General features: G+C 59.0%; 22 protein-coding genes. 12 read left to right on the top strand and 10 right to left on the bottom strand.

Annotated elements, in window-relative coordinates:
• Positions 1-24: 24 nt before the first annotated feature.
• Positions 25-456, bottom strand: coding sequence for a TlpA family protein disulfide reductase (locus QUE89_RS06610; RefSeq protein WP_286222831.1), 432 nt, complete (start codon positions 454-456; stop codon positions 25-27).
• Between the two features lie 108 nt (positions 457-564).
• Here QUE89_RS06610 and arsC point away from each other — a divergent pair, with 108 nt between their 5' ends.
• Genes arsC through tfpB form a run of 4 tightly spaced genes read left to right on the top strand, consistent with a single transcriptional unit; the run spans position 565 to position 3,846 of the window.
• On the top strand, positions 565-918 hold the full coding sequence (arsC, locus tag QUE89_RS06605) for an arsenate reductase (glutaredoxin) (RefSeq protein WP_286222416.1): 354 nt from the start codon (positions 565-567) through the stop codon (positions 916-918).
• 55 nt (positions 919-973) lie between these two features.
• On the top strand, positions 974-1,579 hold the full coding sequence (gene wrbA, locus QUE89_RS06600) for an NAD(P)H:quinone oxidoreductase (RefSeq protein WP_286222415.1): 606 nt from the start codon (positions 974-976) through the stop codon (positions 1,577-1,579).
• Between the two features lie 56 nt (positions 1,580-1,635).
• Positions 1,636-1,995: a DUF2069 domain-containing protein gene (locus tag QUE89_RS06595; protein WP_286222414.1), complete on the top strand. Its 360-nt coding sequence runs from the start codon at positions 1,636-1,638 to the stop codon at positions 1,993-1,995.
• Positions 1,996-2,028: 33 nt separating this feature from the next.
• Positions 2,029-3,846, top strand: coding sequence for a type IV pilus assembly ATPase TfpB (gene tfpB, locus QUE89_RS06590; RefSeq protein WP_286222413.1), 1,818 nt, complete (start codon positions 2,029-2,031; stop codon positions 3,844-3,846).
• 13 nt (positions 3,847-3,859) lie between these two features.
• On the opposite strand, the gene QUE89_RS06585 is transcribed toward tfpB, so the two are convergent.
• The 9 genes from QUE89_RS06585 to smrA all read right to left on the bottom strand — a co-directional run bounded on the left by QUE89_RS06585 (position 3,860) and on the right by smrA (position 11,549).
• Positions 3,860-4,966: a DUF3080 domain-containing protein gene (locus QUE89_RS06585; RefSeq protein ID WP_286222412.1), complete on the bottom strand. Its 1,107-nt coding sequence runs from the start codon at positions 4,964-4,966 to the stop codon at positions 3,860-3,862.
• Between the two features lie 33 nt (positions 4,967-4,999).
• The gene (gene mtnC, locus QUE89_RS06580) at positions 5,000-5,692 is read right to left on the bottom strand and encodes an acireductone synthase (protein WP_286222411.1); all 693 of its coding nucleotides are present in this window, start codon (positions 5,690-5,692) and stop codon (positions 5,000-5,002) included.
• Positions 5,689-6,249: a 1,2-dihydroxy-3-keto-5-methylthiopentene dioxygenase gene (locus QUE89_RS06575; protein ID WP_286222410.1), complete on the bottom strand. Its 561-nt coding sequence runs from the start codon at positions 6,247-6,249 to the stop codon at positions 5,689-5,691. Before QUE89_RS06575 ends, mtnC begins: the two co-directional genes overlap by 4 nt.
• Entirely contained in the window at positions 6,246-6,872 is a 627-nt protein-coding gene (locus QUE89_RS06570; RefSeq protein ID WP_286222408.1) for a methylthioribulose 1-phosphate dehydratase, read from the bottom strand. Before QUE89_RS06570 ends, QUE89_RS06575 begins: the two co-directional genes overlap by 4 nt.
• Before the next feature lie 51 nt (positions 6,873-6,923).
• Positions 6,924-7,946, bottom strand: a complete 1,023-nt coding sequence (locus tag QUE89_RS06565) for an XdhC family protein (protein WP_286222407.1) — start codon at positions 7,944-7,946, stop codon at positions 6,924-6,926.
• Position 7,947: 1 nt separating this feature from the next.
• A complete protein-coding gene (locus tag QUE89_RS06560; protein WP_286222406.1) occupies positions 7,948-10,152 on the bottom strand; it encodes a xanthine dehydrogenase family protein molybdopterin-binding subunit in 2,205 nt (734 codons plus the stop codon).
• A 1-nt stretch (position 10,153) separates the two neighbouring features.
• Positions 10,154-10,636, bottom strand: coding sequence for a (2Fe-2S)-binding protein (locus QUE89_RS06555; protein WP_286222405.1), 483 nt, complete (start codon positions 10,634-10,636; stop codon positions 10,154-10,156).
• Between the two features lie 87 nt (positions 10,637-10,723).
• Positions 10,724-10,915, bottom strand: coding sequence for a membrane lipoprotein lipid attachment site-containing protein (locus QUE89_RS06550; RefSeq protein WP_286222404.1), 192 nt, complete (start codon positions 10,913-10,915; stop codon positions 10,724-10,726).
• A 52-nt stretch (positions 10,916-10,967) separates the two neighbouring features.
• Positions 10,968-11,549: a DNA endonuclease SmrA gene (smrA, locus tag QUE89_RS06545; protein ID WP_286222403.1), complete on the bottom strand. Its 582-nt coding sequence runs from the start codon at positions 11,547-11,549 to the stop codon at positions 10,968-10,970.
• Positions 11,550-11,715: 166 nt separating this feature from the next.
• Here smrA and QUE89_RS06540 point away from each other — a divergent pair, with 166 nt between their 5' ends.
• The 8 genes from QUE89_RS06540 to QUE89_RS06505 all read left to right on the top strand — a co-directional run bounded on the left by QUE89_RS06540 (position 11,716) and on the right by QUE89_RS06505 (position 23,134).
• The gene (locus tag QUE89_RS06540; RefSeq protein WP_286222401.1) at positions 11,716-13,632 is read left to right on the top strand and encodes a putative nucleotidyltransferase substrate binding domain-containing protein; all 1,917 of its coding nucleotides are present in this window, start codon (positions 11,716-11,718) and stop codon (positions 13,630-13,632) included.
• 29 nt (positions 13,633-13,661) lie between these two features.
• The gene (locus tag QUE89_RS06535; protein ID WP_286222400.1) at positions 13,662-14,369 is read left to right on the top strand and encodes a 3'-5' exonuclease; all 708 of its coding nucleotides are present in this window, start codon (positions 13,662-13,664) and stop codon (positions 14,367-14,369) included.
• Between the two features lie 211 nt (positions 14,370-14,580).
• The gene (locus QUE89_RS06530) at positions 14,581-14,844 is read left to right on the top strand and encodes a DUF4212 domain-containing protein (protein ID WP_286222399.1); all 264 of its coding nucleotides are present in this window, start codon (positions 14,581-14,583) and stop codon (positions 14,842-14,844) included.
• A 6-nt stretch (positions 14,845-14,850) separates the two neighbouring features.
• Positions 14,851-16,617, top strand: coding sequence for a sodium:solute symporter family protein (locus QUE89_RS06525; protein WP_286222398.1), 1,767 nt, complete (start codon positions 14,851-14,853; stop codon positions 16,615-16,617).
• Between the two features lie 91 nt (positions 16,618-16,708).
• On the top strand, positions 16,709-17,215 hold the full coding sequence (locus QUE89_RS06520) for a hypothetical protein (RefSeq protein ID WP_286222397.1): 507 nt from the start codon (positions 16,709-16,711) through the stop codon (positions 17,213-17,215).
• A gap of 44 nt (positions 17,216-17,259) precedes the next feature.
• The gene (locus tag QUE89_RS06515) at positions 17,260-20,778 is read left to right on the top strand and encodes a PAS domain-containing hybrid sensor histidine kinase/response regulator (protein ID WP_286222396.1); all 3,519 of its coding nucleotides are present in this window, start codon (positions 17,260-17,262) and stop codon (positions 20,776-20,778) included.
• Positions 20,775-22,412: a tetratricopeptide repeat-containing response regulator gene (locus QUE89_RS06510; protein WP_286222395.1), complete on the top strand. Its 1,638-nt coding sequence runs from the start codon at positions 20,775-20,777 to the stop codon at positions 22,410-22,412. The genes QUE89_RS06515 and QUE89_RS06510 overlap by 4 nt, the downstream gene beginning before the upstream one ends.
• Complete coding sequence (locus QUE89_RS06505; protein ID WP_286222394.1) at positions 22,409-23,134, top strand: sensor histidine kinase; 726 nt, start codon at positions 22,409-22,411, stop codon at positions 23,132-23,134. Before QUE89_RS06510 ends, QUE89_RS06505 begins: the two co-directional genes overlap by 4 nt.
• The last annotated feature ends 91 nt before the right edge of the window (positions 23,135-23,225 follow it).

Below are 23,225 nucleotides of genomic sequence, written 5' to 3'. Positions count from 1 at the left end.
ATAAATTCTGTTTGGGCCCGGCGATTAACCGCCGATCAGGGCCCGGATGTCTGCTTCTGTCTGGGGCCCAAACCGGGCTTCCAGCAGATCCCCTTCGGGGTTAACAATAAAGGTGGCCGGCAGGGCCACGGGGGTCTGCCAGCCTAGTTTCTGACCGGGGTCTTCCGCCAGCATGGTGAACTCGATTCCCATGCGCTCGCCCAGGCGCTCCAATTCTTCGCCACGCACGCCGTCAAAATTGACACCCAGCACGGCAATGTCCGGCGCCTTGTCCAGTTCATTCAGTTCCGGGATTTCCTCCAGGCAGGGCTTGCACCACTCGGCCCAGTAATTGACCAGCACCCATTGGCCGCGAAGCATATCCCAGTTCATCTTTGGCCCGTCGGCCCGCTCCAGTTCAATCTTCTCACAACCGGCCAACGCCACGACCAGGAAGAACAGCCCAACACGGGCCATCCGGCGGAAAAAGCTCCGGTTTGCAGGGTACTGCACGAGAAAACCTCCTGTTAGACTACGAGCCACTTAAACAACGGCATCCATTCAGACGGACGATCAGGCCAGAACATGACAGAACCCACCCGGATTTTCCATAACCCGCGCTGCTCGAAATCGCGACAGACCCTTGAACTGCTTACCAACCGGGGCATTGAGCCGGAAATCGTACGCTACCTGGACACACCACCCACAGTGGCTGAACTGGCGGACATCCTGTCGGCTCTTGATTGCGAACCCCGGGCGCTGATGCGCACCAAGGAAAAGGAATACCGGGAACTTGGGCTCGATAACCCCGAACTGAGCCGCGAGCAACTGATTGCAGCCATGGTGGCCACGCCCAAATTGATCGAGCGCCCCATTGTACTCGCGAATGGCAAGGTCGCGGTAGGCCGACCACCGGAAAACGTATTGTCCATTTTGTAATTCCGGTAGTTATTCCAACACCGTCACCGTCATTTCTTACACCAGGACTTCGCCCATGGCTGAACAATCGCCTTACATCCTGATTCTGTATTACAGCCGTAATGGCCAAACCGCAGAGCTGGCTACCCAGATCGGCCGGGGCGTGGCCCGGGTCAGTGGGATCGAAGCCCGAATCAGGACCGTTCCACCCGTGTCGCCGGCAACCGAGGCATCGCTGTCAGCGGTGCCCGACAGCGGCGCCCCCTATGCCAGCAAGGCCGACCTCGCCGAATGTGCGGGCTTGGCCCTTGGCAGCCCGACCCGGTTTGGCAACATGGCGGCGCCGCTGAAACATTTTCTCGACACCACCGGTGATCTCTGGCTCAGTGGCACCCTGTCCGGCAAGCCTGCGGGCGCTTTCACCTCTACCGGCAGCCTTCATGGCGGCCAGGAAAGCACCTTGCTGACCATGATGATTCCGCTGCTGCACCACGGCATGGTGCTGTGCGGCCTGCCCTACACCGAGAAGGCGCTGGGCGAGACCGAGACTGGCGGCACCCCCTATGGCCCCAGTCACTGGGCCGGTACCGGGGAGCAACTACCGATCAGCGAGCACGAAAAATCATTGTGCCAGGCCTTAGGTGAGCGGCTTGCCCGGTTCGCGCTGAAACTGTCCGCCTGATACAGCCGGGGCTAAAGCCCGTATTTCATTTGAACACTAATTTTGGAAAATACACTATGCTGCACAATCCGAAGGCCCAGAACACGGCGCGCCTGACCATACTGCTGTACTTGGCGGTTCTCGCAACGCTGCTGGCCACCACCTTCTACCCGACTCCCGTGGAAGGCGTCTCCATTCCATTGATACTGGCCGTGAAGCTGCTCCCCCTTCTTGCCTTTGCGGTACCGGTATTCCGTGGCCACAACCGCGGCTACATCTGGATGGCGTTTGTGATCATTTTCTACTTTACTCAAGCCGTGGTTTCCGCCTGGTTGAGTGAGGGCGACGTTGGCCCGGTTATCCTGACCGTACTGACCTTCCTGCTGTTTACGGTCGCCATGGTTCACCTGAAGGTCAACCGCCCAGTCGCGGGCTGACTGCCACCGCAATGCTCCTGATAACGAGACCCTATGTCTGATACCAAGACGCCAGAACACGCCAGTCGGCCGACGGCACCAGCCCGAAGCATCCTGACTCTCAGAGATGTGTGCACGGCGTTGGTCACCAGCGGGGAAATCAGCCAGGACGACGCCGAGCGCGTGCTCACCGCCAATCTCGGCGCCGCCTCTGGCAAAGGCCAGGATGCCAAACGACACCCTCTGGAACTGGTGGCGATTGCCGCGCTTACCAGCCGGAAAACCGATCGAACCCTGGATCTCGACCGGCTGACCCAATGGCTTGCTGACTGGGCCGGACAGCCCTACTTCCACATTGATCCACTGAAGATTGATGTTTCGGCCATCGCCAAGGTGATGTCGTACGCCTTTGCGCAGCGCCACGGCATCCTGGCGGTGGAGATTGGCCCGGATGAAGTGTTTATTGCCAGCTCGGAGCCGTTCAAATCGGACTGGGAAGGCAACCTGAAACAGGCCATGCGGAAAGACATCCGCCGGGTGGTTGCCAATCCGGAGGACATCCGCCGCTACACGGTCGAGTTCTACCAGCTGGCCAATTCCGTCAGCAAAGCCGGCGGCGGCCAATCGTCAACCTCGGTTGGCAGCAACAACTTCGAGCAATTGCTGGACCTGGGTACCAGCGAAAACCCGGACGCCAACGACCAGCACGTGGTCAAGATCGTCGACTGGCTACTCCAGTACGCCTTTGACCAGCGCGCCTCGGATATTCACATAGAGCCACGACGGACGGTTACCCAGGTGCGTTTCCGGATCGACGGGGTGCTGCACAACGTCTACGAATTCCCGGAACACGTGGGCGTTGCCGTCACCAGCCGCCTGAAAATTCTCGGGCGTCTGAATGTGGCCGAGAAGCGGCGGCCACAGGACGGCCGAATCAAAACCCGCAAACCCGACAACCGGGAAGTGGAACTGCGCCTGGCCACCATGCCCACCGCCTTTGGCGAAAAGATGGTGATGCGGATCTTTGACCCGGATGTGCTGCTGAAGTCCTATGAGCAACTGGGCTTCGGCAAGGACGACCGCGAACGCTGGCAGACCATCACCTCCCAGGCCCACGGCATTGTGTTGGTCACCGGCCCGACAGGCTCGGGCAAGACCACCACCCTGTACTCAACCTTGAAGCAGATCGCATCGCCGGAGCTGAATGTCTGCACCATCGAAGACCCGATCGAGATGGTGGAGCCCGCCTTCAACCAGATGCAGGTCCAGAACAACATCGATCTGACTTTCGCCGCGGGCGTGCGGGCACTGTTGAGACAGGACCCGGACATCATCATGATCGGCGAAATCCGCGACCTGGAGACCGCCGAAATGGCTGTTCAGGCCGCCCTCACCGGCCATCTTGTGCTCTCCACCCTGCACACCAATGACGCGCCCAGCGCCATCACCCGTCTGATGGAACTGGGCATTCCGCCCTACCTGATCCGGGCGACTGTTCTGGGGGTTATGGCCCAGCGTCTCGCCCGCACCCTCTGCCCACATTGCAAGGCACCGGGGCCGGCGGATGAGCAAGCCTGGCAGACCCTGACCCGGCCCTGGAAAGCGCCGGTACCGAAACAGTTCTACCAGCCGGTTGGCTGCCTGGAATGCCGGAATACCGGTTACATGGGACGCGCGGGTGTGTATGAGATCATGAGCCTGTCCGGCAACCTGACCCGGCAGATCACCGAGCGCTGCGAACTCGAGCAGCTGCGGCTGGACGCCTACAAAGAAGGGATGAAGTCACTCAGACTGGGTGGCGCTCAAAAAGTCGCCGCGGGGCTGACAACCGTGGAAGAGATCCTGCGGGTGACACCGGAAAGCCAACGCTGATTCGCCAGCGAGTTCAGGCACCGGGCCGCATTCCACACTGTTCCAGCAAGGCCTGCCAGCTTTCAGTATGGCGCGCCATGGCGGCGTCCAGCTCAACCCACAGGCTGTCGTCTGCCACCTGAGACAGGTGCTTGCGATACCAACGGGCGAACTCGGGCGGCATCACCGCCCTTTGTCGCTCCGCCATCATCGCCAAGGGTTCGATCAGCTCAACCCGGGCCCGGCGAAGATCACTCATGTAGGGCTGTATCTTTTCGATGTAAACACTGAAGAACATGCTCTGGACAATCTCTGACTGATTGTTCGGCTTGCCCTTGAGACACAACGGACGTTTTTGAATTCGCTGTTGCAGCAATGCGGTGGCGTCATTCAGTCGAGTTTTAACCAGTGCGGCACTGTTGATCAGCTGGCCGGCTCGGTATTCCGCCTGCCAGCGTTGCTGGACCGCACCGGCAAACTCCAGCGCGCTTTCTTCCAGCGCCTCCTTTCCCAGAGCATTTGCCTCTAGCGCATTCGCTTCCACTTTTCCCGCCAACAGCGCGCCCACGACCTGATTCATCCGATCACTGTCGCGGGCCAGATCCGCCACCGGATTGCCCTCACTCTGAACCGGGTAATAACCTTTGGCCAAGGTAAACAGGGTCTCGATCTCCTCGACGCCCCAGGTGGCATTCCAGATCGCAATCGGCAGGGTTTCCCGCTTGCTGGCAATGGCTTCGTTCAGCACCTCCACCAGATCTTCGTCTTCGGTTTCCGGGATACAGTCCTGGGCTGCGCGAATAAAGCGCAGCTCATAGCGCAGCCGGTTCAGCGGCTGCATAACCTTGCCCATCACCGAATTCTTCTCACCTACTACGAACTGCAATTCACAGCCGTAGAGCGAGAGGAAATCGAGCATACCCAAATCAAGCTCGGGCATGGTCAGTACGCGGTCACGGCGACGGGGAATGTGGGTGGGGGAATCGATGGCAGAAAGCTCGGGCTCTGTTTCCAGAACCCGGGCAACCCGTTCGACGTATTCGTCCATCATCGGACGGGCTTCAGAGAAAGGATTACAGGCGCTCAGCACCACCATCAACAGGCCCGGAACGCACATCCTGATCCATCCTGTACCGGGCATGAATATCTCCTGATGGGTTACGCCAAGGGCGGATTACCGCTTCCGAAGCAGGGTATCCACCTCCGAAAAAGTGCGGGCGACAAAGCGGCCAGTGTCCGGCAGGTCTCCATCGCGAACCAGCCAGGCCGTCTGCATTCCTGCCGTTTCGGCCGCTTCCAGTTCCGCCTCAACGTCGGACAGGAACAACACCGTGGACGGTTCTACCCCCAGCTCACCGAGGATGGCCTGATACGACCCGGATTCTTTCTTGCCTCCGACCCGGGTATCGAAATAGCCGGAGAAGTACGGGGTAAAGTCGCCCGCCGTGGTATGGCCAAAAATCAGCTGCTGGGCTTTAACCGACCCGGAAGAATATACGAACAGACGCAGGCCCCGATCATGCCAACGCTGCAGGTAATCGGCGGCGTCATCGTAGATGTGGCCCTTGAGTACGCCCTGCTGATAACCCTGCTCCCAGATCAGGCCCTGGAGAGTCTTCAGCGGCGTTTCCTTGCGATCCTCACGAATCCAGGCCTGAAGCCTGTCGATCAAGCCATCGATATCTTCGCGATCAACGCCAGCGGTGGTCGCCACCGCATCCAATTGCTCCGCGACCAACGGGTTGTCCGCGTGCTGAGCCCGAACAAAGTCAGCCAGGTGCTCGCTGGCATACGGAAACAGGACATCGTGAACGAAGGAAATCGAACTGGTGGTGCCTTCGATATCGGTCAAAACAACCCGAATCATTCGACCGCTCCCGCCAGCGCTTCGTAGCGTGGCAACCGTCCGGCAATGTCTTCGCCAGTGAAGTCGGCAACCCAGCCTTCCGGATTGGTAAACAGGCGAACGCAGGTAAACGCAGGTTCCGGCCCCATATCAAACCAGTGCCGGGTGCCATTGGGCACACTGATCAGATCGTTCTTCTGGCACAGTACCGCCAGCACCTGGTCACCAAAGTGCAGATAGAACAGTCCCTGCCCTCGAACAAAGAACCGTACCTCGTCTTCGCTGTGGGTATGCTCATCCAGGAATTTCTGGCGAAACGCTTCTTTCTGCGGGTTGTCCGGGTTCAGGCTGATGACGTCGGCAGTCTGGAAACCGTTCTCGGCTTTCAGGGTCGAGATTTCGTCCTGGTAAGCCGCCAGAATGTCTTCCGAGGAAGCATCGGCCGGCAGGTCACGGGTCGGCCACTGTTCAAAGCGCACGCCGTGCTGGGCCAGCAGGTCGCGAATTTCCGACGGGTTGTCGGTTACCGTATTGGCCGTCGCTGGCTGGCTTTGATCAAAAACACTCAAGGTAGTCATGGGCGAACCCTCATGGTTTCAAGCTCACATTCAAACAAAAATTCGAAGGCTTCGACATGGCGCAGGCAATCGGCCATGGTTTTGCCCCAGGTGTAGAGGCCGTGACCGCGAATCAGGTATCCGGGCTGATCCGGATGGGTGCTGAACCAGGCTTTGGTATCGCGAGCCAGGGCGTCGATATCCTGGGTATTGTCGAACACCGGCACGGACAACACCGACTCATGGGTATCGACACCGCTGAACGCCTTTTGCAACTCGTAACCTTCCAGCACCAGCGGCTCACCCGCTGCCAACAGGCGGCTCAGCACCGTGGCCTTGACCGAATGGGTGTGCAACACGGCGCCGACCTCCGGGAAGACCTCGTACAGCACCGTGTGCAGACGGGTTTCGGCGGACGACCGGCAATTACTCTGCACCGGCTTACCGGCCAGATCCACCACCATGACGTCGCCCGCACCCAGCTGTCCCTTGTGACGACCGGATACGGTGATCGCAATGTGCTGGTCATCAACGCGCGCGGAATAGTTGCTGCTGGTGGCCGGTGACCAGCCTCGCTGGTACAGGAATCGACCGGCACCGACGATCTCGTCGGCCGCGATGGCATATCGGGTTACATCAAACACAGATTCTCCCTCAGGATCTGACGCCTCTTTCGAGGCGTTCACGTGAGGACATTATAGGGATGGTGAGGCGGCCCGCAAATGGTGACGCGCGGCAATCAGATCGGCGACCACGGAGATGGCGATCTCAGCGGGAGTCTTACTGGGAATGCTGACACCAATAGGGGCGCGCAACCGGTCGAGAGCCTGTTGATCCAGGCCCAGGGAGGCCAGCCGAGCACGGCGGGCGTCTGACGTTTTCTGGGATCCCATGGCGCCGACATAGAATGCAGGCGTCGTCAATGCCGCCAGCAGGCCCATGTCATCAATGCGCGGATCGTGCGCCAGAGCGAGCACCCCGGACCAGGGATCAGCGAAGCGCTGGGCCACCAGGTCGTCCGGCAACTTCCGGTTCAGCGGGATATGCGGGTGACCCCAGCCTTCGGCAAAGGCATCCCGGGGCTCACAGATTGTCACTTCGAAATCGGCCGCCATGGCAAACTCGGCGACATAGCGGGCAACCTCACCGGCGCCGATCAGCAACAGCCGACACTCAGGCTGCAGTACCTGCGCCAGGCATTCGCCATCGAAGTTTACCGACGAACCGGGCTGACCCACGGCCGGCTCAAGCTCCGGGGGCGCATCCAAACGGACCCGCCGCAATACTGGCTCGCGGCGATCCAGCGCTGACGCCAGGGCGGCAACGTGCTCAGCGGCATCAGCGCTGTGCAGTGGCTCCACCAATAACCGGATCCGGCCACCGCAGGGGAGCTGAAAGTTATCGCGATCGTCGTCGGTGATGCCATAGTCAATGAGCACCGGCTGTTCCGGCCCATCGCTGGCGGTTCGGCGCAGCAAGTCCTCTTCCAGACAGCCACCCGATACCGAGCCACTCCAGCGCCCTGACTCGCTGACCGCGAGCCAGGACCCTACCGGTCGTGGTGACGAACCCCAGGTTTCGACAATGGTACAGAGCCAGACTCGCTCGCGCTCACCTGCACCTCCACCCACACCTTCGCCCTCGCCCAGACCTAGCCAGCGAGCAACATCATGAATGACCGAGGCGTGGCCGGAGGTCAGTGCGCGCGTGTTCGACATATCAGGCATCCGCGGTTAACGGTAGGGAGCGCTGACGTTTCCCTGTGAGCGCAAAAAGCGCGTTGCCTAGAGCCGGGATCACCGGCGGTACACCAGGCTCGCCAACACCGGTCGGCGCCGCCTCGCTGTCGACGATATCCACCGTCACCTCCGGGCGTTCATACTGGCGCATCAGCCGGTAGTCGTGGAAATTGCTCTGCTGAACCTCGCCCTGCTCCAGGGTAATCTCGCCATACAGAGCAGCGGTCAAGCCGAACAGGATGCCGCCCTCAATCTGGTCCTCGACGATTCTCGGATTCACCACCTGGCCGCAGTCAACGGCACAGGCAACCCGGTAGACGCGGATTTCACCGTGCTCGATGCCGGCTTCGACCACCTGAGCAACGTAAGTGCCAAAGCTCCGGAACAGGGCAATGCCCCGAGCCCGTCCCTCGGCCAGAGGTTCGCCCCAGCCCGCCAACCTGGCGGCACGGTCGAGCACCTCCTGGTGCCGTGGTTCATCCGCCAGCAGTTTCCGGCGGAACTGATAGGGATCCTCCCCCGCCTCATGGGCAAGCTCGTCCATGAAGGTTTCGACCGCAAAGCCATTGTGGGAGAAGCCCACGGATCGCCACCAGGTCACCGGCACCCCGGGATCTGTGTGGGTGTGACGGATATCGATGTTGCTCACTCCGTAGGGGTATTCGATCGCGCCCTCAATGGCAGACATGTCTTTGGGAGTGGCAATACCCTCAAACAATAGCCCAGCAGAACCCAGGCTTTTGTAAAGGAACTTGGGAGCCCAGGGGTATTGAGCGGGCGCGGCGTTACGCACGTACCAGTCCAGAATTTGGGGGCCGACAATCTGGTGATGCCAACCGGTCAGTTCGCCGTCCGCCAGCGAGGCTTTCATCCGGTGCAGCATGGCGGGCCGGAACAGGTCGTGACGGGTATCCTCTTCCCGGGACCAGATCACCTTAACCGGCTTGCCAATCTTGAAGGAAATGGCAGCCGCCTCCTCAATAAAATCCTGAGTCAGCCGACGCCCGAAGCCACCACCAAGAAACGTGGTGTGGATGGTGACGTCGCCTGGGGACAGGTCGGTCACCCGGGCCACGGCAATCTGCCCAAGATCCGGAGCCTGGGTCGGCGCCCACACTTCGGCCCGATCGCCCTGGTACCAGGCTGTTGCGTTCATCGGCTCCAGGGTGGCATGGGCCAGGTACGGCTGCGCGTATTCAGCGGAAAGTACCGTCGACGCTGCTTCGGCGGCGTCATCAAAATCGCCTTCACTGCGCTCGGACTCGCCCCGATCCTCGTCCGCGGCCTTGCGATAACCGTCGAATACGTCACTGGTGGACACTGACAGGGCGTCGGAGAAATCCCAGGTGACAGTCAGTGCAGCCTGGGCTTTCCGTGCCCGCCAGTATTTATCGGCGACCACGGCGACGCCCCGCTCAATCTCGACCACATCGACAACGCCAGGCATGGCCCGGACTTCGTCGCCGTTAAAACTGCCAACCCGGCCGCCGTAACGGGGTGATCGAGTCACCACGGCGTAAACCTGTCCCGGCAACTCAACATCAATGCCGTACTCGGCGGTGCCGGTGGATTTGGCCCGGGCGTCCAATCGGTTGCCTTGCTTGCCAATAAGCTTCCACTCACTGCGCGGCTTGAGCGAAACCTCGCCCCGTATCACTTCCTTGGACGCCAGCTCCACCAACTGGCCGTAGCGCAGGGAATCAATTCCATTCGGATGAACCACATGGCCATCTCGAACCGTGCAGGCATCGGCTTCTACCTCCCAGATTCGGGCCGCAGCCATTTTCAGCATCTCCCGAGCCGAGGCCCCGGCAGTACGCAGCGGCTCCCAGCTGGTGGCAATGCTGGTACTGCCACCGGTGAGCTGCAGATTGTAGAGGGGGTTGCGGTATTCCGGTGCCGCCGGCGCAAACCGTGGCGTGATGGCGGCGGGCGCCACCTCCAGTTCTTCGGCAATCAGGGTAGTCAGTCCGGTGTAGGTGCCCTGCCCCATCTCAACCCGTGCCAGGGTAAAGTAGATTTCATCATCACGGGTCAGCTCAAGCCAGGCATCGGGCTTCCACTCTCCGGTTTCGGGCTCGTAACCGGTTTGCACGCCGGCGCAGCCGGGCAAAGACAACGACAACATCAAGCCGCCGGAAGCACCGGCGCCTGCTTTCAGGAACGCACGTCGGTTCATGGTCATGTTACGCGCCCCCCTGCTGATCCGGGCGCGAATCCGCAGCCACGGACTCTACCGCGGCGATGATGCGGGAATAGGTGCCGCAGCGGCAGATATTGCCCGTCATGGCGGCAACGATATCGTCACGGGAAGGCGATGGATTGCTAGCCAACAGATGGGCGGCACTCATGATCTGACCGGACTGGCAGTAGCCGCACTGTGGCACGCCCTGTTCGATCCAGGCTTCCTGCAGCGCGTGCAGGCGATCCTGGTCGCCCAGGCCCTCTATTGTGGTGACCTGAGCCCCGGCAGCCAGCTCAACGGGGGTTGAGCAGGAACGCACTGGCTGACCATTGAGATGCACCGTGCAAGCACCACACAGCCCTGCGCCGCATCCAAATTTGGTGCCTTTCAGCCCCAGTTCATCCCGAACCACCCACAACAGAGGGGTATCTCCCTCCACTTCGAGCAAACGCTCCACGCCATTGACCGTCAGGCTCGCCGCCATGTTTCTACTCTCCCTCACACGCCCCCGGCTTATCCAGGCGCACAGTTTTATTGTTTGATTATCCCAGGCGCGTTCGGAACGAGCCGTTTACTTAACGACGTCTTCGCCTTCCTTGTTGACCCAGATTTTGCGTTCACCGTCTTTCATCTGGCCGTTGGTGTCCCATACTTCGCGGTTCTCGGTAGCGCTTTCCAGCTCGCCGTTGTCATTCCAGATAACCCGATCCTGACAACCGGCCAGTGCGGCCACAGCTACTATCATCAATACCAGTTTCTTCACCTTGCATACCTCTCAGGGGTCATTTGAGTAATCATCGATGGGGGCGAAGCGATTATCGCCGGCTATGAAGCTCACGGTTGTGCTGCTTGTCTCGATCGCCCTTACGAACCATGACATAGACAGCACCTGTGCCACCATGGTGTTTCTGGGCCGAATGAAAGGCCATGACATCGTCCAGCTCTGGCAGCCACTTAGCCAGGTAACTTTTCAGCTGGGCAACGCCATCAGGATTTCGCTCACCCTTGCCGTGCAGGATGATAACCGAACGCAGGCCATAGCGAACGCAGTCGCCAATAAAGCCAAACACTTCCCGCCGGGCCTGCTCGACCGTCATCCGATGCAGGTCCAGCCGTGCCTCAATTGGATACTGACCCAAGCGGAGCTTGCGAAAGACACCGTGCTGGATGCCGGGGCGCTGCCAAGTCAGAACGTCGTGGGCCGTCAGCGGCTCCACCATATCGGACGTTAATGGGTTACTGTCCTTGACGGCCTTAGCCACGGCTGCACGCTGACGCTCCAAATGACCAGGAGTGAGATCCCTGGGCGTCTGGACTTCCGCACGGTTGGGCTTTTTGATCCGCCGGACATCTTTCATTTCTTCCAGAAAGCTCAGGCGTTCTTCTTTAGTCGTCATGGCAGTGCTACTAATACCTAATGAATTCGGAAACTTTACCACCCGCTCCGCTTACCATAAAGAATCGTCGCGCGGTCTCAACTTTTCCTTCAAACTCTTGCCGTTCGGCGTACATTCAGTGAACTACACTGGAAACGGAAACATCACTGAAGCAAAGGCTCCCTTCATGGCAGCAGCAAATCCGGACAGCTCCCGACCGCAGAATACTCGTGCCATCATGACGTTTCTCCGGGAGCATGCCCCCTTCTCCAGCATGGACGATACCCATCTCGCCCATTTCGCCGAGCACGCGACCCTGCGTTTCTATGCCGATGGCGATGAAGTCATTTCGCCGGACGACGGCGTCATTAAACGATTTTACGTGGTCAAGCAGGGACGGATTCGCGGTGAACGTCACAACGCCAAAGATGACCGAACCGACACTACGTTCGAAATCAGCCTGGGCGAGTGCTTCCCCCTGGCCGCGCTGATCGGTGAGCGACCTACCAGGACCCTGCACCGGGCCGCCGGCGACACCTTCTGCCTGAGCATCGAACAAGACGCCTTTATCACGCTGTTTTCCGCCAGCGACCCGTTCCGGGATTTCTGCCTGCGCGGCGTTAGCAGCCTGCTTGATCAGGTGAACCAGCGCATCCAGTCCAGCGCCATGGCGTCCATTGGCTCCAGCAATTCCCTGGATACACCACTGGAACGCTATGCGCTCAGAAACCCCATCGTCTGCTCGCCCGATCTGCCAGTCGACAAGGCTGTGGCGCGAATGCATGAAAACAGCGTTGGCAGCATTATTGTTACCGACGACAACCGGCATCCCACCGGCATTTTCACGCTCCGGGATCTGCGCACCCTGATCGCTGAACACAAAGCCCCACTGGATTCGCCCATCCGCCAGGTTATGACTCAGGATCCTATCTGCCTGCCGGCCCACGCCGATGCCTTCGAAGCGGCGATGCTGATGGCGGAGCATCATTTTGCGCACCTGTGCGTGGTGGACGATGAACACTGCCTGATCGGCGTGGTGTCTGAGCGCGACCTGTTCTCCCTGCAGCGGGTCGATCTGGTCAATCTGGCCCGCACCATCGGCACCGCAACCCATTTGCGTACCCTGGTCAGCCTGCGGGCCGATGTCTCCCGCCTGGTCGACGCCATGCTCGCGCACGGTGCTGATTCAGGCCAGGTGGTGAAGATCATCACCACCCTGAACGACGTCACCGTGCGCCGGGTGCTGGAACTGAACATCAAGAAAAACGACCCGGGCATCCCCTTCACCTGGTTGACCTTCGGCAGCGAGGGGCGCCAGGAACAGACGCTGCTGACCGACCAGGACAATGGCATCCTGTTCGAGACGCCGGAGGGAATGACAGAGGATCAGGTACGGGAGAAGCTGCTGCCGTTCGCGCAGACCGTCAACCAGGAACTGGCCGAGTGCGGCTTCACCCTGTGCAAGGGCAACATCATGGCCAGCAACCCCAAACTGTGCCTGAGCGCCGACGAGTGGGACGACTGGTTTATCCGGTTTATCGATGCCTCAACACCCCAGAACCTGGTCTATTCGTCGATATTCCTGGACATGCGAGCGGTGTTCGGACCGACCAAACCGTTGGAGGAGTTACTGGACAAGGTGCTATCCCGCATCCACAAGAACGCCCTGTTCCAGAAAATGCTGGCCGGAAACGCCTTCCAGCGGAAGCCGCCCCTGACCATGTTCCGCAACTTTCGCTACGTGACCGATGGCAACAGGCAGGCCCTGGACCTGAAGCGACAGGGCTTGGCACCGTTCGTGGAATCAGTGCGGGTGTTTGCCCTGGCCAACGGAGTGGGCACCGCCAACACTCTGGAACGGATGGACGAGCTGGCCAAGAAAGGCGTTTTTGACCCGAAAGACGCCAATGCCTGGAAAGAAGGCTACAGCCTGATTCAGGCCATTCGCATGCGCTCGCACCAGGAGCAGCTGAATCGCGGCGAGGAACTCAGTAACCTGATCGACCCGGACGATCTGAACCCTTTGGACCGTCGCATTCTGAGGGAATCGTTCCGTCAGGCCCAGCGCCTGCAGCAGAAGCTGGAGCTAACCTATCAACTCTAATCGAAACTCCGGGGAGTCGGGTCTGAACCATGCTTGATCAAATCAAACAATGGCTGGATCGGCGCCGGGGAAGCCGGGGCGGCCACCTTGATCTGGACAACCTGCCCAACGCGAAAGCTCCAGGCGACCAGCTGTTGTCCGATTGTCGGCTGATTGTTCTGGACCTGGAAACCACCGGCCTGAATGCCGCCAAGGATGAGGTCATCGCCATCGGCGCTGTCGCCATCAGTGGCGGGGCAATTCAGCTCAGTGACCAGTTTGACCTGATTCTGCGGCGGCCGGAACTGGACATCACCGAAACGGTACTGATCCACGGCATCGGCAACGAAGCCCTGACCCAAGGCCACGAAACCGAGGACGCCCTGCTCTACCTGCTAGAATGGATGAACGGCGACCCGGTACTGGCGTTCCACTCGGCCTTCGACCAGAAGTTCCTGGAGAAAACTCTCCGTAGCCAATTAGGCTACACCGCCAGTCACACCTGGATGGACGTCGCCGACCTAATGCCGGCCTTCTTACCAAAAGCTAAACCGGGTGGAAAAGGCCTCGATCACTGGAGCGAGTGGTTCAGCCTGGAGGCAAGCGCCCGCCACAATGCCGCAGCCGACGCTCTGGTGACCGCGGAACTAACCCTGGTGGCTTTAAACAAGGCTCAAAAGGACGGCGTGAAAACCCTCCGCCAATTGCACGACAAACTTCACTACCACCGACGCCTCCAGAACATGCATCGATTCTGAAGCAGGCTCAATTCAGCACGCTAAAATACAATCAAATCTTGGCCAAACGACTGAGATTTAGACTTATTGCCAATATCCATAAAGCAGTTGACGGGTAAAGTCAGAGGGGACGACAAGTCGGAGCTTTACTATATGAATAACAAATGCTCTATCCGGAAAACCCCATACAAGAACCGCTCGTTCGCCAAAACAAAAATACAGGAGTGAACCTATGTCAGGTCATAGCTACGACGCTGAAAATTATTGGAAGGCAAACCTGCGCCTGATTGTCGGAAGCCTGGTCGTTTGGGCCCTGGTTTCTTACGGCTTTGCGATTCTGCTTCGCCCCATGCTCGCCGGTATTCCCATCGGCGGAACCGATCTGGGCTTCTGGTTCGCCCAGCAAGGCTCAATTCTTACGTTTATCGCCCTGATTTTTCACTACGCATGGCGCATGAACAAAATCGACGAAAAATTCGGCGTGCATGAGGAGTAAGAACCAATGAGCCAATTTGCTATCAACATAATTTTTGTAGGGGGCTCGTTCCTCCTCTATATCGGTATTGCGATCTGGGCAAAAGCCGGCAGTACCAAAGACTTCTACGTTGCCGGGGGCGGCGTGCACCCGATCACCAATGGTATGGCGATCGGCGCTGACTGGATGTCCGCAGCATCGTTCATCTCCATGGCGGGCCTGATTGCCGCCGGCGGTTACGCCAACTCTACTTTCCTGATGGGCTGGACTGGCGGCTACGTGCTGCTTGCCATGCTTCTGGCTCCCTACCTGCGGAAGTTCGGCAAGTTCACCGTACCCGAGTTCATCGGTGATCGCTTCTACAGCAAAAACGCACGCCTGGTAGCGGTTCTCTGCCTGATCGTAGCATCGGTGACCTACGTTATTGGTCAGATGGCGGGCGCCGGCGTTGCCTTCTCGCGGTTCCTTGAAGTAGACGCCACCCTGGGCCTGATCATTGCCGCAGTCGTGGTCTTCATTTACGCCGTTCTCGGCGGTATGAAGGGCATCACCTACACCCAGGTGGCGCAGTACTGCGTGCTGATCATTGCCTACACCATTCCTGCGGTGTTCATTTCGGTCCAACTGACCGGCAACCCGATTCCCGGTCTTGGTCTGTTCTCCACTCATGTGGACTCTGGCGTGCCGCTGCTCACCAAACTGAACCAGGTCATCACTGATCTCGGTTTTAACGAGTACACTGCGGACGTCGACAACAAGCTGAACATGGTGCTGTTTACCCTGTCACTGATGATCGGTACTGCAGGCCTGCCCCACGTCATCATTCGCTTCTTCACCGTGCCGAAAGTTGCCGATGCGCGCTGGTCCGCCGGCTGGGCCCTGGTATTCATCGCCCTGCTGTACCTGACCGCGCCGGCTGTTGCTTCCATGGCACGCCTGAATCTGATGACTACCATCTACCCGGATGGCACCGCGGCCGCCCCGATTGAATACGACGAACGTCCGAACTGGGTCCGGGAATGGGAAGTCACCGGTCTGATCCAGTTCACCGACAAAAACGAAGACGGACGCATTCAGCTTTACAACGACAGCCCGGCGTTCGAATCTGAGGCGCAATCCCGCGGCTGGGAAGGCAATGAACTGGTGGTCAACCGGGACATCCTGGTACTGGCCAATCCGGAGATTGCCAACCTGCCAGGTTGGGTCATTGGCCTGATCGCAGCCGGTGGTCTGGCGGCCGCCCTGTCCACGGCGGCCGGTCTGTTGCTGGCAATATCCTCGGCCATCAGTCACGACCTGATCAAAGGCTCGATCAATCCCAACATCTCCGAAAAAGGTGAACTGCTGGCAGCACGGATTTCCATGGCCGTCGCGATAGTGGTGGCCACCTGGCTGGGCGCCAATCCCCCGGGCTTTGCGGCCCAGGTGGTGGCGCTGGCGTTCGGTATTGCCGCAGCGTCGCTGTTCCCGGCCCTGATGATGGGTATCTTCTCCAAGCGGGTTAACAACACAGGTGCTATTGCCGGCATGCTGACCGGTCTGGGCTTCACCCTGGCGTACATCTTTGTGTACAAGGGTTGGCTGTTCATTCCGGGCACCAACAACCTGCCAGACACTCCGGAGAACTGGGTGCTGGGCATCTCTCCGCTGTCCATCGGCGCGGTTGGTGCAATCGTCAACTTTGCGGTAGCCTTCGTGGTATCCAACGCTACTGAAGAGCCGCCCGTTGAGATTCAGGAGCTGGTTGAGAGCGTTCGTTACCCACGTGGTGCGAGCCAGGCTCAAGACCACTAAGCTACACGCGACCTGATTCAATACATTGACAGGTTGTACTGGACGGGCTTCCTCGCCGAGGAAGCCCGTTCTTTTTTAAGGAAACGACTTTATGTTCTGGACCTTTGTCGCCACTGTTTTCTGTGGCCTGGGCGCCGCCGGGATTGCCCTCGGCATTCGTGCCGCCACCCGCAACCACGCCCCCAAGTGGATCATCCCGGCGTTTGCCGGACTGGGTATGCTTGGTTACCTGATTCACGGTGAGTACACCTGGTACGACCACAAGAAAGACATGCTCCCCGAAGAAGCGGTGGTCGTGGACACCGAAACCGACGGCATCCTCTGGCGCCCCTGGACCTTTGCCTTCCCCTATGTCACGGCTTTCTCCACGGTCGACACCAAGAGCATTAGCCAGGATACAAACAACCCGGACATCATTCGCTTCACGCTGTACCGTTTTGAGCAGAAGCTGACGGACGCCATTTCTCATCGGGTCCATATTCTCAACTGCCAATCCCGGGAACTGGTGCCACTGGGTTCCGATGGCACACCGCGGATCGATAACATGAAACTGCTCGACACCACGGATAGACTGCTGACAACCGTCTGCACCAGCTGATATGACGATCCCAGAATGCCTGCAACCGAGAGAACCGCGTATCCATGATTAGTGCCTGGCTGCTGGTTTTAATTTCCATCACCTACATCTCGGTGCTGTTTTTCATTGCCTGGGCCGGTGACAAACATCCCGGGCTTTACCGGCGCAGGTTCGCGCGCACGCACATCTACGCGCTGTCCCTTGCGGTTTATTTCACCTCATGGACCTTTTACGGCGCGGTTGGCCGCGCCACCCAGGAAGGGCTGGGCTTTCTCCCCATCTACCTTGGCCCCCTGCTGGTGTTCATCTTCGGCGCCCCCTTGCTGCGCCGGATCATCTACATCAGTAAGCGCAACAACAGTACTTCGATAGCCGATTTCATTGCCTCGCGCTATGGCAAGTCCCAGTCACTTGCCGCCATGATCGCAACCTTTGCACTGATTGGCAGCGTTCCCTACATTGCATTGCAACTTAAAGCCATATCCATGGGCTTTAACGTACTTTCAGAAACCGGACCAGCTATTCATGTAGGCAGCAGCGCACCCTGGGCCGACTCGGCCTGGTACATCACGCTGGCACTGGCCGTGTTTACCGTGTTGTTCGGCACCCGCCACCTCGAATCCACCGAGCACCATCGGGGCATGATTCAGGCCGTCGCATTTGAGTCCCTGATCAAGCTGGTGGCGTTCGTGGCCGTGGGCCTGTTCGTTGGCTACGGACTCTACGGTGGCTTTGGTGATCTGCTTGGCCGGGTGCAGGACGCCGACCTCGTTGGCACCCTGACCATGGACGGTGTTGAGGCCCCGGCATTTATCACCCAGACCCTGGTGGCAATGCTGGCGATCATCTGCCTGCCGCGACAATTCCATGTCATGGTGGTCGAAAACACCGATCATCGAGATTTCGAAGTCGCACGCTGGGCTATGCCCATCTATCTGATTGTTGCCAGCGCCTTTGTGCTGCCGATTGCCGCCGCTGGCCTGCTGTCGCCCGGGGGCGTGACCGGTAACCCCGACATTCTCATCCTGCAACTGCCGATCCAGGCTGGTGAGAAATGGCTCGCCATTCTCGCCTTCCTGGGCGGCGGTTCAGCGGCCGCGGCCATGGTGATTGTCTGCTCGGTGGCCATCGCCACTATGGTCAGCAACGAAATCATCATGCCGGCGCTGTTGAAATTTTTCCGGCCCCGAATGAACCGCCGTGCCGACCTAAGCCACCTGTTGTTAAGAATCCGCCGGATTGCCATTTTTGTGGTGCTGCTGACTGCTTACGGCTTCTACCGCATGGCCAGCGAAGACTACAGCCTGACGGCGTTTGGCCTGTTGTCCTTTGCCGCCGCCGCGCAGTTTGGCCCTGCTCTGGTCGGCGGTATCATCTGGCGCCGAGGTAACTACATGGGGGCGGTCTGGGGGCTGGCACTGGGTTTTTTGATGTGGTGCTACACCCTGCTGTTGCCGGCCCTGGCGACCACCGGCTGGATGACTGACACCCTGATTGACCAGGGCCTCTGGGGCCTCGGTTGGACTCGCCCGACGGCACTGTTCGGCTCTGACCTTGACCAGATCAGCCACGGCATTATCTGGAGTCTTGGCATCAACACTCTGGCCTACGTGGTGCTGTCGCTGCTGACACGTCAGCGGGTGCGCGAGAAGATCCAGATTGCGTCGTTCTTCCATGACCCACAACCCAGGGCCGAAACGCCCCAGCACCAGAGCTGGCAAGGCGAAATCCTGACCTCGGATCTGCAAGCATTGACCGACCGGTTCATGGGTGAGGAGCGGTCCGAGACTATTTTGCGCAATTACGAACGCCGCAATGCCATTCGCCTGCACCCTCAGCGTCCTGCCTCCAATCACCTGATGAAGTACATTGAGCGCCAACTGGCCTCGGTGATTGGCGCCTCCACAGCGAGGGTGGTCCTGGAATCGACACTGACCGGCCGTGACATGCAGATCGAGGACGTCGTCAGCATTGTCGACGAAGCCTCCCAGGCCATGACCTTCAGCCGGGAGTTGCTGCAATCTGCTATTGAAAACATCCGCCTGGGGGTATCCGTGGTCAACCACCAGCAGCAACTGGTGGTCTGGAACCAACGTTATCTTGAGCTGTTCACCTACCCGAAAGGGTTCGTACGAGTGGGTCGGCCAGTGGAAGATCTCATGCGTTATAACCTGACTAACGCTAACCTGTCAGCCCGACGCATTGATGAAATTATTGCCGACCGCTGCGGCAGCATGCGTCATGGCCAACCCATGTCGTACGAGCGCCAACGGCCTGACGGCACTGTGATACGGGTCGATGGCAGCCCCATTCCCGGCGGCGGCTACGTGACCACCTTCCAGGACATCACCGCCATGCGCCGGACCGAGCAGGCGCTGAAGGAAACCAACATCTACCTTGAGCAGCGGGTCAAAGAGCGTACCCAGGAACTGCAGGTCATCAACGAGCAGATGTTGAAAGCGAAATCCGTTGCTGAACAAGCAAACCAGAGCAAGACCCGCTTTCTGGCATCCGCTAGCCACGACTTGCTTCAGCCCCTCAACGCTGCCCGATTATTCACCTCGGCGCTGGCCGGAAAGTCTCCAGAGGGCGAAGAAAAGGATCTGGTTGATCACATCGACAGCTCCCTCGGTGCGGCTGAGGAAATCATCAGCACGCTGCTGGACATTTCCAAGCTGGATGCCGGAGCGCTGGAGCCGGACATTGGCGTATTCCCTGTTAACGACATCCTGCGCCACCTGGCCACCGATTTCTCGGCGATCGCCAAGGATCAGGGGCTGGAGCTGCATGTAGTGCCGAGCACAGCGTGGGTACGGTCTGACGCCAAGCTGTTGCGCCGGGTGGTACAGAACTTCCTCTCCAACGCCATTCGCTACACCCCAAAGGGCAAGATTCTGCTGGGTTGTCGACGCCTGAAAGGCTTTCTCCGGATTGATGTCTGGGATACCGGTCCGGGTATTCCGGAAGACCAGCTAGCGCACATCTTCGAGGAATTCCGCCGCTTCCAGACCGGCCGCGACAAAAAAGGCCTGGGTCTCGGCCTGGCCATTGTCGACCGGATCAGCGGTATGCTCGACCACCCGGTCACCGTGCACTCCATCCAGGGTCGTGGCAGCCTGTTCGGCATAACCGTCCCGTTGGCGGCACCGGAACAGATACCCGCCGTTGCTCCACAGCCCGCAACCGGATCCCGCCGGGTTTCAAGCCTTGGCGGCCTCCATGTGCTGTGTATCGACAACGACCCCGCCATTCTTCAGGGCATGGTCGCGCTGCTGGGTAACTGGAAGTGCGATGTCACCGCCGCGGAAAGCCTGGATGACGCCACCGACCAGCTCAACGGCCACGCTCCTGAGATCATCCTCGCCGACTACCAGCTGGACGATAACAAGAACGGCCTGGATGCCATGGACAGTCTGAGAGCAGCGTTGAGTGAGAACATTCCGGGAATCCTGATTACCGGCTACATGGCGCCGGAAGTGCGAGAAGATGCCATTACCAGGGGCTACCATCTGCTCTATAAACCTGTGAAGCCCGCTGCACTGCGGGCTCTGGTCAACAAGTTGCTGAAGCAGAAACGGTCATGAGCGAATCCAGCTACCAAGCGGACGCCTTTCACAAACTAACGTACCTGGTCATCGACGACTTCGAGAACTTCCGTCTGTCCCTGCGGCAGATGCTTCGAGCCTGTGGGGCCGATCAGATTGAACTGGTTGGCAACGCCAAGCAGGCAATCAAATACTGCACTTACAATCATGTGGATGTGGTGCTATGCGACTACAATCTTGGTGAGGGCAAAAATGGCCAGCATGTGCTTGAGGAGCTGCGCCATAAGAACCTGCTGAGACGCTCATCGCTGTTTCTGATGGTCACTGCGGAAACCTCCAAGCAAATGGTGATGGGGGCACGGGAGAACCAGCCCGATGGCTATCTGACCAAACCCATCAACCGTGCCATGCTGGAGCAGCGTCTGATCACACTGCTTGACCAACGCAAGGCACTGTTGCCGATTAACCGGGAAATCGACCGGGAAAATTACCCAGAAGCCATCTCACTCTGCCTCCAAGCCCTGCCCCGGAATCCCCGCCATAAGACCTGGCTCTTGAAGACACTGGGTGATCTCTACTTTCGCCTGGGGGATTTAAGCCACGCCGCCAAGGTCTTTGACGACGTACTTCAACAGCGGGAACTATCCTGGGCCAGGCTCGGGCGCAGCCAGGTGCTGCTGGCTAATCGCAGCCACGATCAGGCCGTCGCCAATCTCAAGCAGCTAATCGATACCCACCCCGATTATATGGAAGCCTACGACCTGCTCGCCGACGGCCTACGCCAGCAAGGCAAACTTTCTGAAGCACAGCAGGTGCTCGAACAGGCCATCGTGCAATCACCCAATGCCCTGCTACGGCAAAAGCAGTTGGCGGAGGTTGCCGAGGCCAATCAGGACATCGACGCCGCGGCCGATGCCTGGCGCCGAACGGTATCACTCGGCACCCACTCGATACACGACAGCGCCGACCATTATCTGGCCTTGGGACAGAGCCTGTCAGAACTCGGCGAGGACGAAGACAATGCTGAGGCCGTTGAACACGCCACCGAGGCCTTAGAAATTCTTGGCTCCATGGAGAAGCGCTTTGCCGACCAGCCGACCGTGGGTCTTCGCAGCCGAATTGTTCAATGCCGAGTGCTGTTTGGACAGGGACAGCATCGAGAGGCAGAGGCACTTCACAACAGTCTCAAGGCGGAATTCGACAGTAACCCTCTGATTGATCCCGACACCAGCCTGGACTACGCCAAGACCCTATTTCGAGTTGGCCGGGACGGGGACGCCAGAGATCTTCTGGGACGCCTCGCTGAGCAGCACAGCGACGAGACAGAGCTCCTGAAACGCATCGAAGCTCTGCTGGATGAACCGGTCGGGTTCCGCCAAAAACTAAAGGCCCGAAACCTTACCCGTGATGGCATAAAAGCGTTCGAGGCTGGCGACCTCACAGCCGCGGCCGCAGCGTTTACCGAAGCGCTCGTAGTGGTTCCAAACCACACTTCGCTAAACCTGAACCTGGTTCAGGTCTTGCTGAAAATCTACGAGGCGGATCCAACCAGTCGCGAACCACTGGAACAGTGCCGGGCAAGACTGGACCGCCTGCAGGGGTTGCCTGAACAACATCGACAACATCGGCGCTATATCGCACTGAGCCAGAAACTGAAGGGATTAACCGCATGACCGATCCCAAGGACCTCACCAACCGTCCCAACCTCGCCAATGACAGCGACCAGAGCATCGACTTCTCCATGGTCCTGGCCTCAACCGTCCATGACATGAAAAACTCGCTGGGGATGCTCCTGAACTCCCTGGACGAGCTAAGAACCGAACATGGCTCCACCTTCGATGGCTCCCCACGGTTCAACACCCTGCAGTATGAAGCCGAGCGCATGCACAACGATCTGGTGCAGCTGCTGGGAATCTATCGTCTGGGTGAAAAGAAACTGTCGGCTCACGTTGAGGAACATTACCTGCCCGACTTCCTGGACGAGCATATGGCACGCCATGCGCCACTGCTCCAGGGCCTGGGTATAGAAGCGTCAATCGAAGCTGGTGATATCACCGGGTTCTTTGACGCCGACCTGTTGACCGGGGTGCTCAACAACACCATCAATAACGCCCTGAGATACTCCCGAAGCAAGATTCGCCTTACGGCCGAAGTACGGGATGGTTATTTGGTATTGGGAGTAGAAGATGACGGCGAGGGTTATCCCGAGAGCATGCAACACACAGGGACCCTGAGCTTTAAATCCCTGGACTTCAACACCGGCAGCACCAGCCTGGGGCTGTTCTTCGCGTCCTCGGTTGCCGGGTTGCACCGGGAGGGCAACAGAACCGGGTCTATCAAGTTGCACAACGGTGGCCAGCTTGGTGGCGGTTTTTTTGAGATCTGGCTGCCCTAGCCAAAACGACCCCAAACACCTCCAAAAACGCTCTTCCAGCTTATTCCTCGCTGTGACTTTCGTTCAGGCAATAAAAAACCCCAGCCTCGAG

Origin of the sequence: Marinobacter sp. LA51 (assembly GCF_030297175.1) — a bacterium.
Lineage (GTDB): Bacteria > Pseudomonadota > Gammaproteobacteria > Pseudomonadales > Oleiphilaceae > Marinobacter > Marinobacter apostichopi.
The sequence above is the reverse complement of the archived record's forward strand: the minus strand, read 5'-3'. Positions and strand labels throughout refer to the sequence as shown.

Excerpts from the sequence above, each read along its gene's own strand:
- QUE89_RS06610 (WP_286222831.1), bottom strand. The coding sequence starts at position 456 with ATGGCCCGTGTTGGGCTGTTCTTCCTGGTCGTGGCGTTGGCCGGTTGT.
- arsC (WP_286222416.1), top strand. The coding sequence starts at position 565 with ATGACAGAACCCACCCGGATTTTCCATAACCCGCGCTGCTCGAAATCG.
- wrbA (WP_286222415.1), top strand. The coding sequence starts at position 974 with ATGGCTGAACAATCGCCTTACATCCTGATTCTGTATTACAGCCGTAAT.
- QUE89_RS06595 (WP_286222414.1), top strand. The coding sequence starts at position 1,636 with ATGCTGCACAATCCGAAGGCCCAGAACACGGCGCGCCTGACCATACTG.
- tfpB (WP_286222413.1), top strand. The coding sequence starts at position 2,029 with ATGTCTGATACCAAGACGCCAGAACACGCCAGTCGGCCGACGGCACCA.
- QUE89_RS06585 (WP_286222412.1), bottom strand. The coding sequence starts at position 4,966 with ATGCCCGGTACAGGATGGATCAGGATGTGCGTTCCGGGCCTGTTGATG.
- mtnC (WP_286222411.1), bottom strand. The coding sequence starts at position 5,692 with ATGATTCGGGTTGTTTTGACCGATATCGAAGGCACCACCAGTTCGATT.
- QUE89_RS06575 (WP_286222410.1), bottom strand. The coding sequence starts at position 6,249 with ATGACTACCTTGAGTGTTTTTGATCAAAGCCAGCCAGCGACGGCCAAT.
- QUE89_RS06565 (WP_286222407.1), bottom strand. The coding sequence starts at position 7,946 with ATGTCGAACACGCGCGCACTGACCTCCGGCCACGCCTCGGTCATTCAT.
- QUE89_RS06560 (WP_286222406.1), bottom strand. The coding sequence starts at position 10,152 with ATGACCATGAACCGACGTGCGTTCCTGAAAGCAGGCGCCGGTGCTTCC.
- QUE89_RS06555 (WP_286222405.1), bottom strand. The coding sequence starts at position 10,636 with ATGGCGGCGAGCCTGACGGTCAATGGCGTGGAGCGTTTGCTCGAAGTG.
- smrA (WP_286222403.1), bottom strand. The coding sequence starts at position 11,549 with ATGACGACTAAAGAAGAACGCCTGAGCTTTCTGGAAGAAATGAAAGAT.
- QUE89_RS06540 (WP_286222401.1), top strand. The coding sequence starts at position 11,716 with ATGGCAGCAGCAAATCCGGACAGCTCCCGACCGCAGAATACTCGTGCC.
- QUE89_RS06535 (WP_286222400.1), top strand. The coding sequence starts at position 13,662 with ATGCTTGATCAAATCAAACAATGGCTGGATCGGCGCCGGGGAAGCCGG.
- QUE89_RS06530 (WP_286222399.1), top strand. The coding sequence starts at position 14,581 with ATGTCAGGTCATAGCTACGACGCTGAAAATTATTGGAAGGCAAACCTG.
- QUE89_RS06525 (WP_286222398.1), top strand. The coding sequence starts at position 14,851 with ATGAGCCAATTTGCTATCAACATAATTTTTGTAGGGGGCTCGTTCCTC.
- QUE89_RS06520 (WP_286222397.1), top strand. The coding sequence starts at position 16,709 with ATGTTCTGGACCTTTGTCGCCACTGTTTTCTGTGGCCTGGGCGCCGCC.
- QUE89_RS06515 (WP_286222396.1), top strand. The coding sequence starts at position 17,260 with ATGATTAGTGCCTGGCTGCTGGTTTTAATTTCCATCACCTACATCTCG.
- QUE89_RS06510 (WP_286222395.1), top strand. The coding sequence starts at position 20,775 with ATGAGCGAATCCAGCTACCAAGCGGACGCCTTTCACAAACTAACGTAC.
- QUE89_RS06505 (WP_286222394.1), top strand. The coding sequence starts at position 22,409 with ATGACCGATCCCAAGGACCTCACCAACCGTCCCAACCTCGCCAATGAC.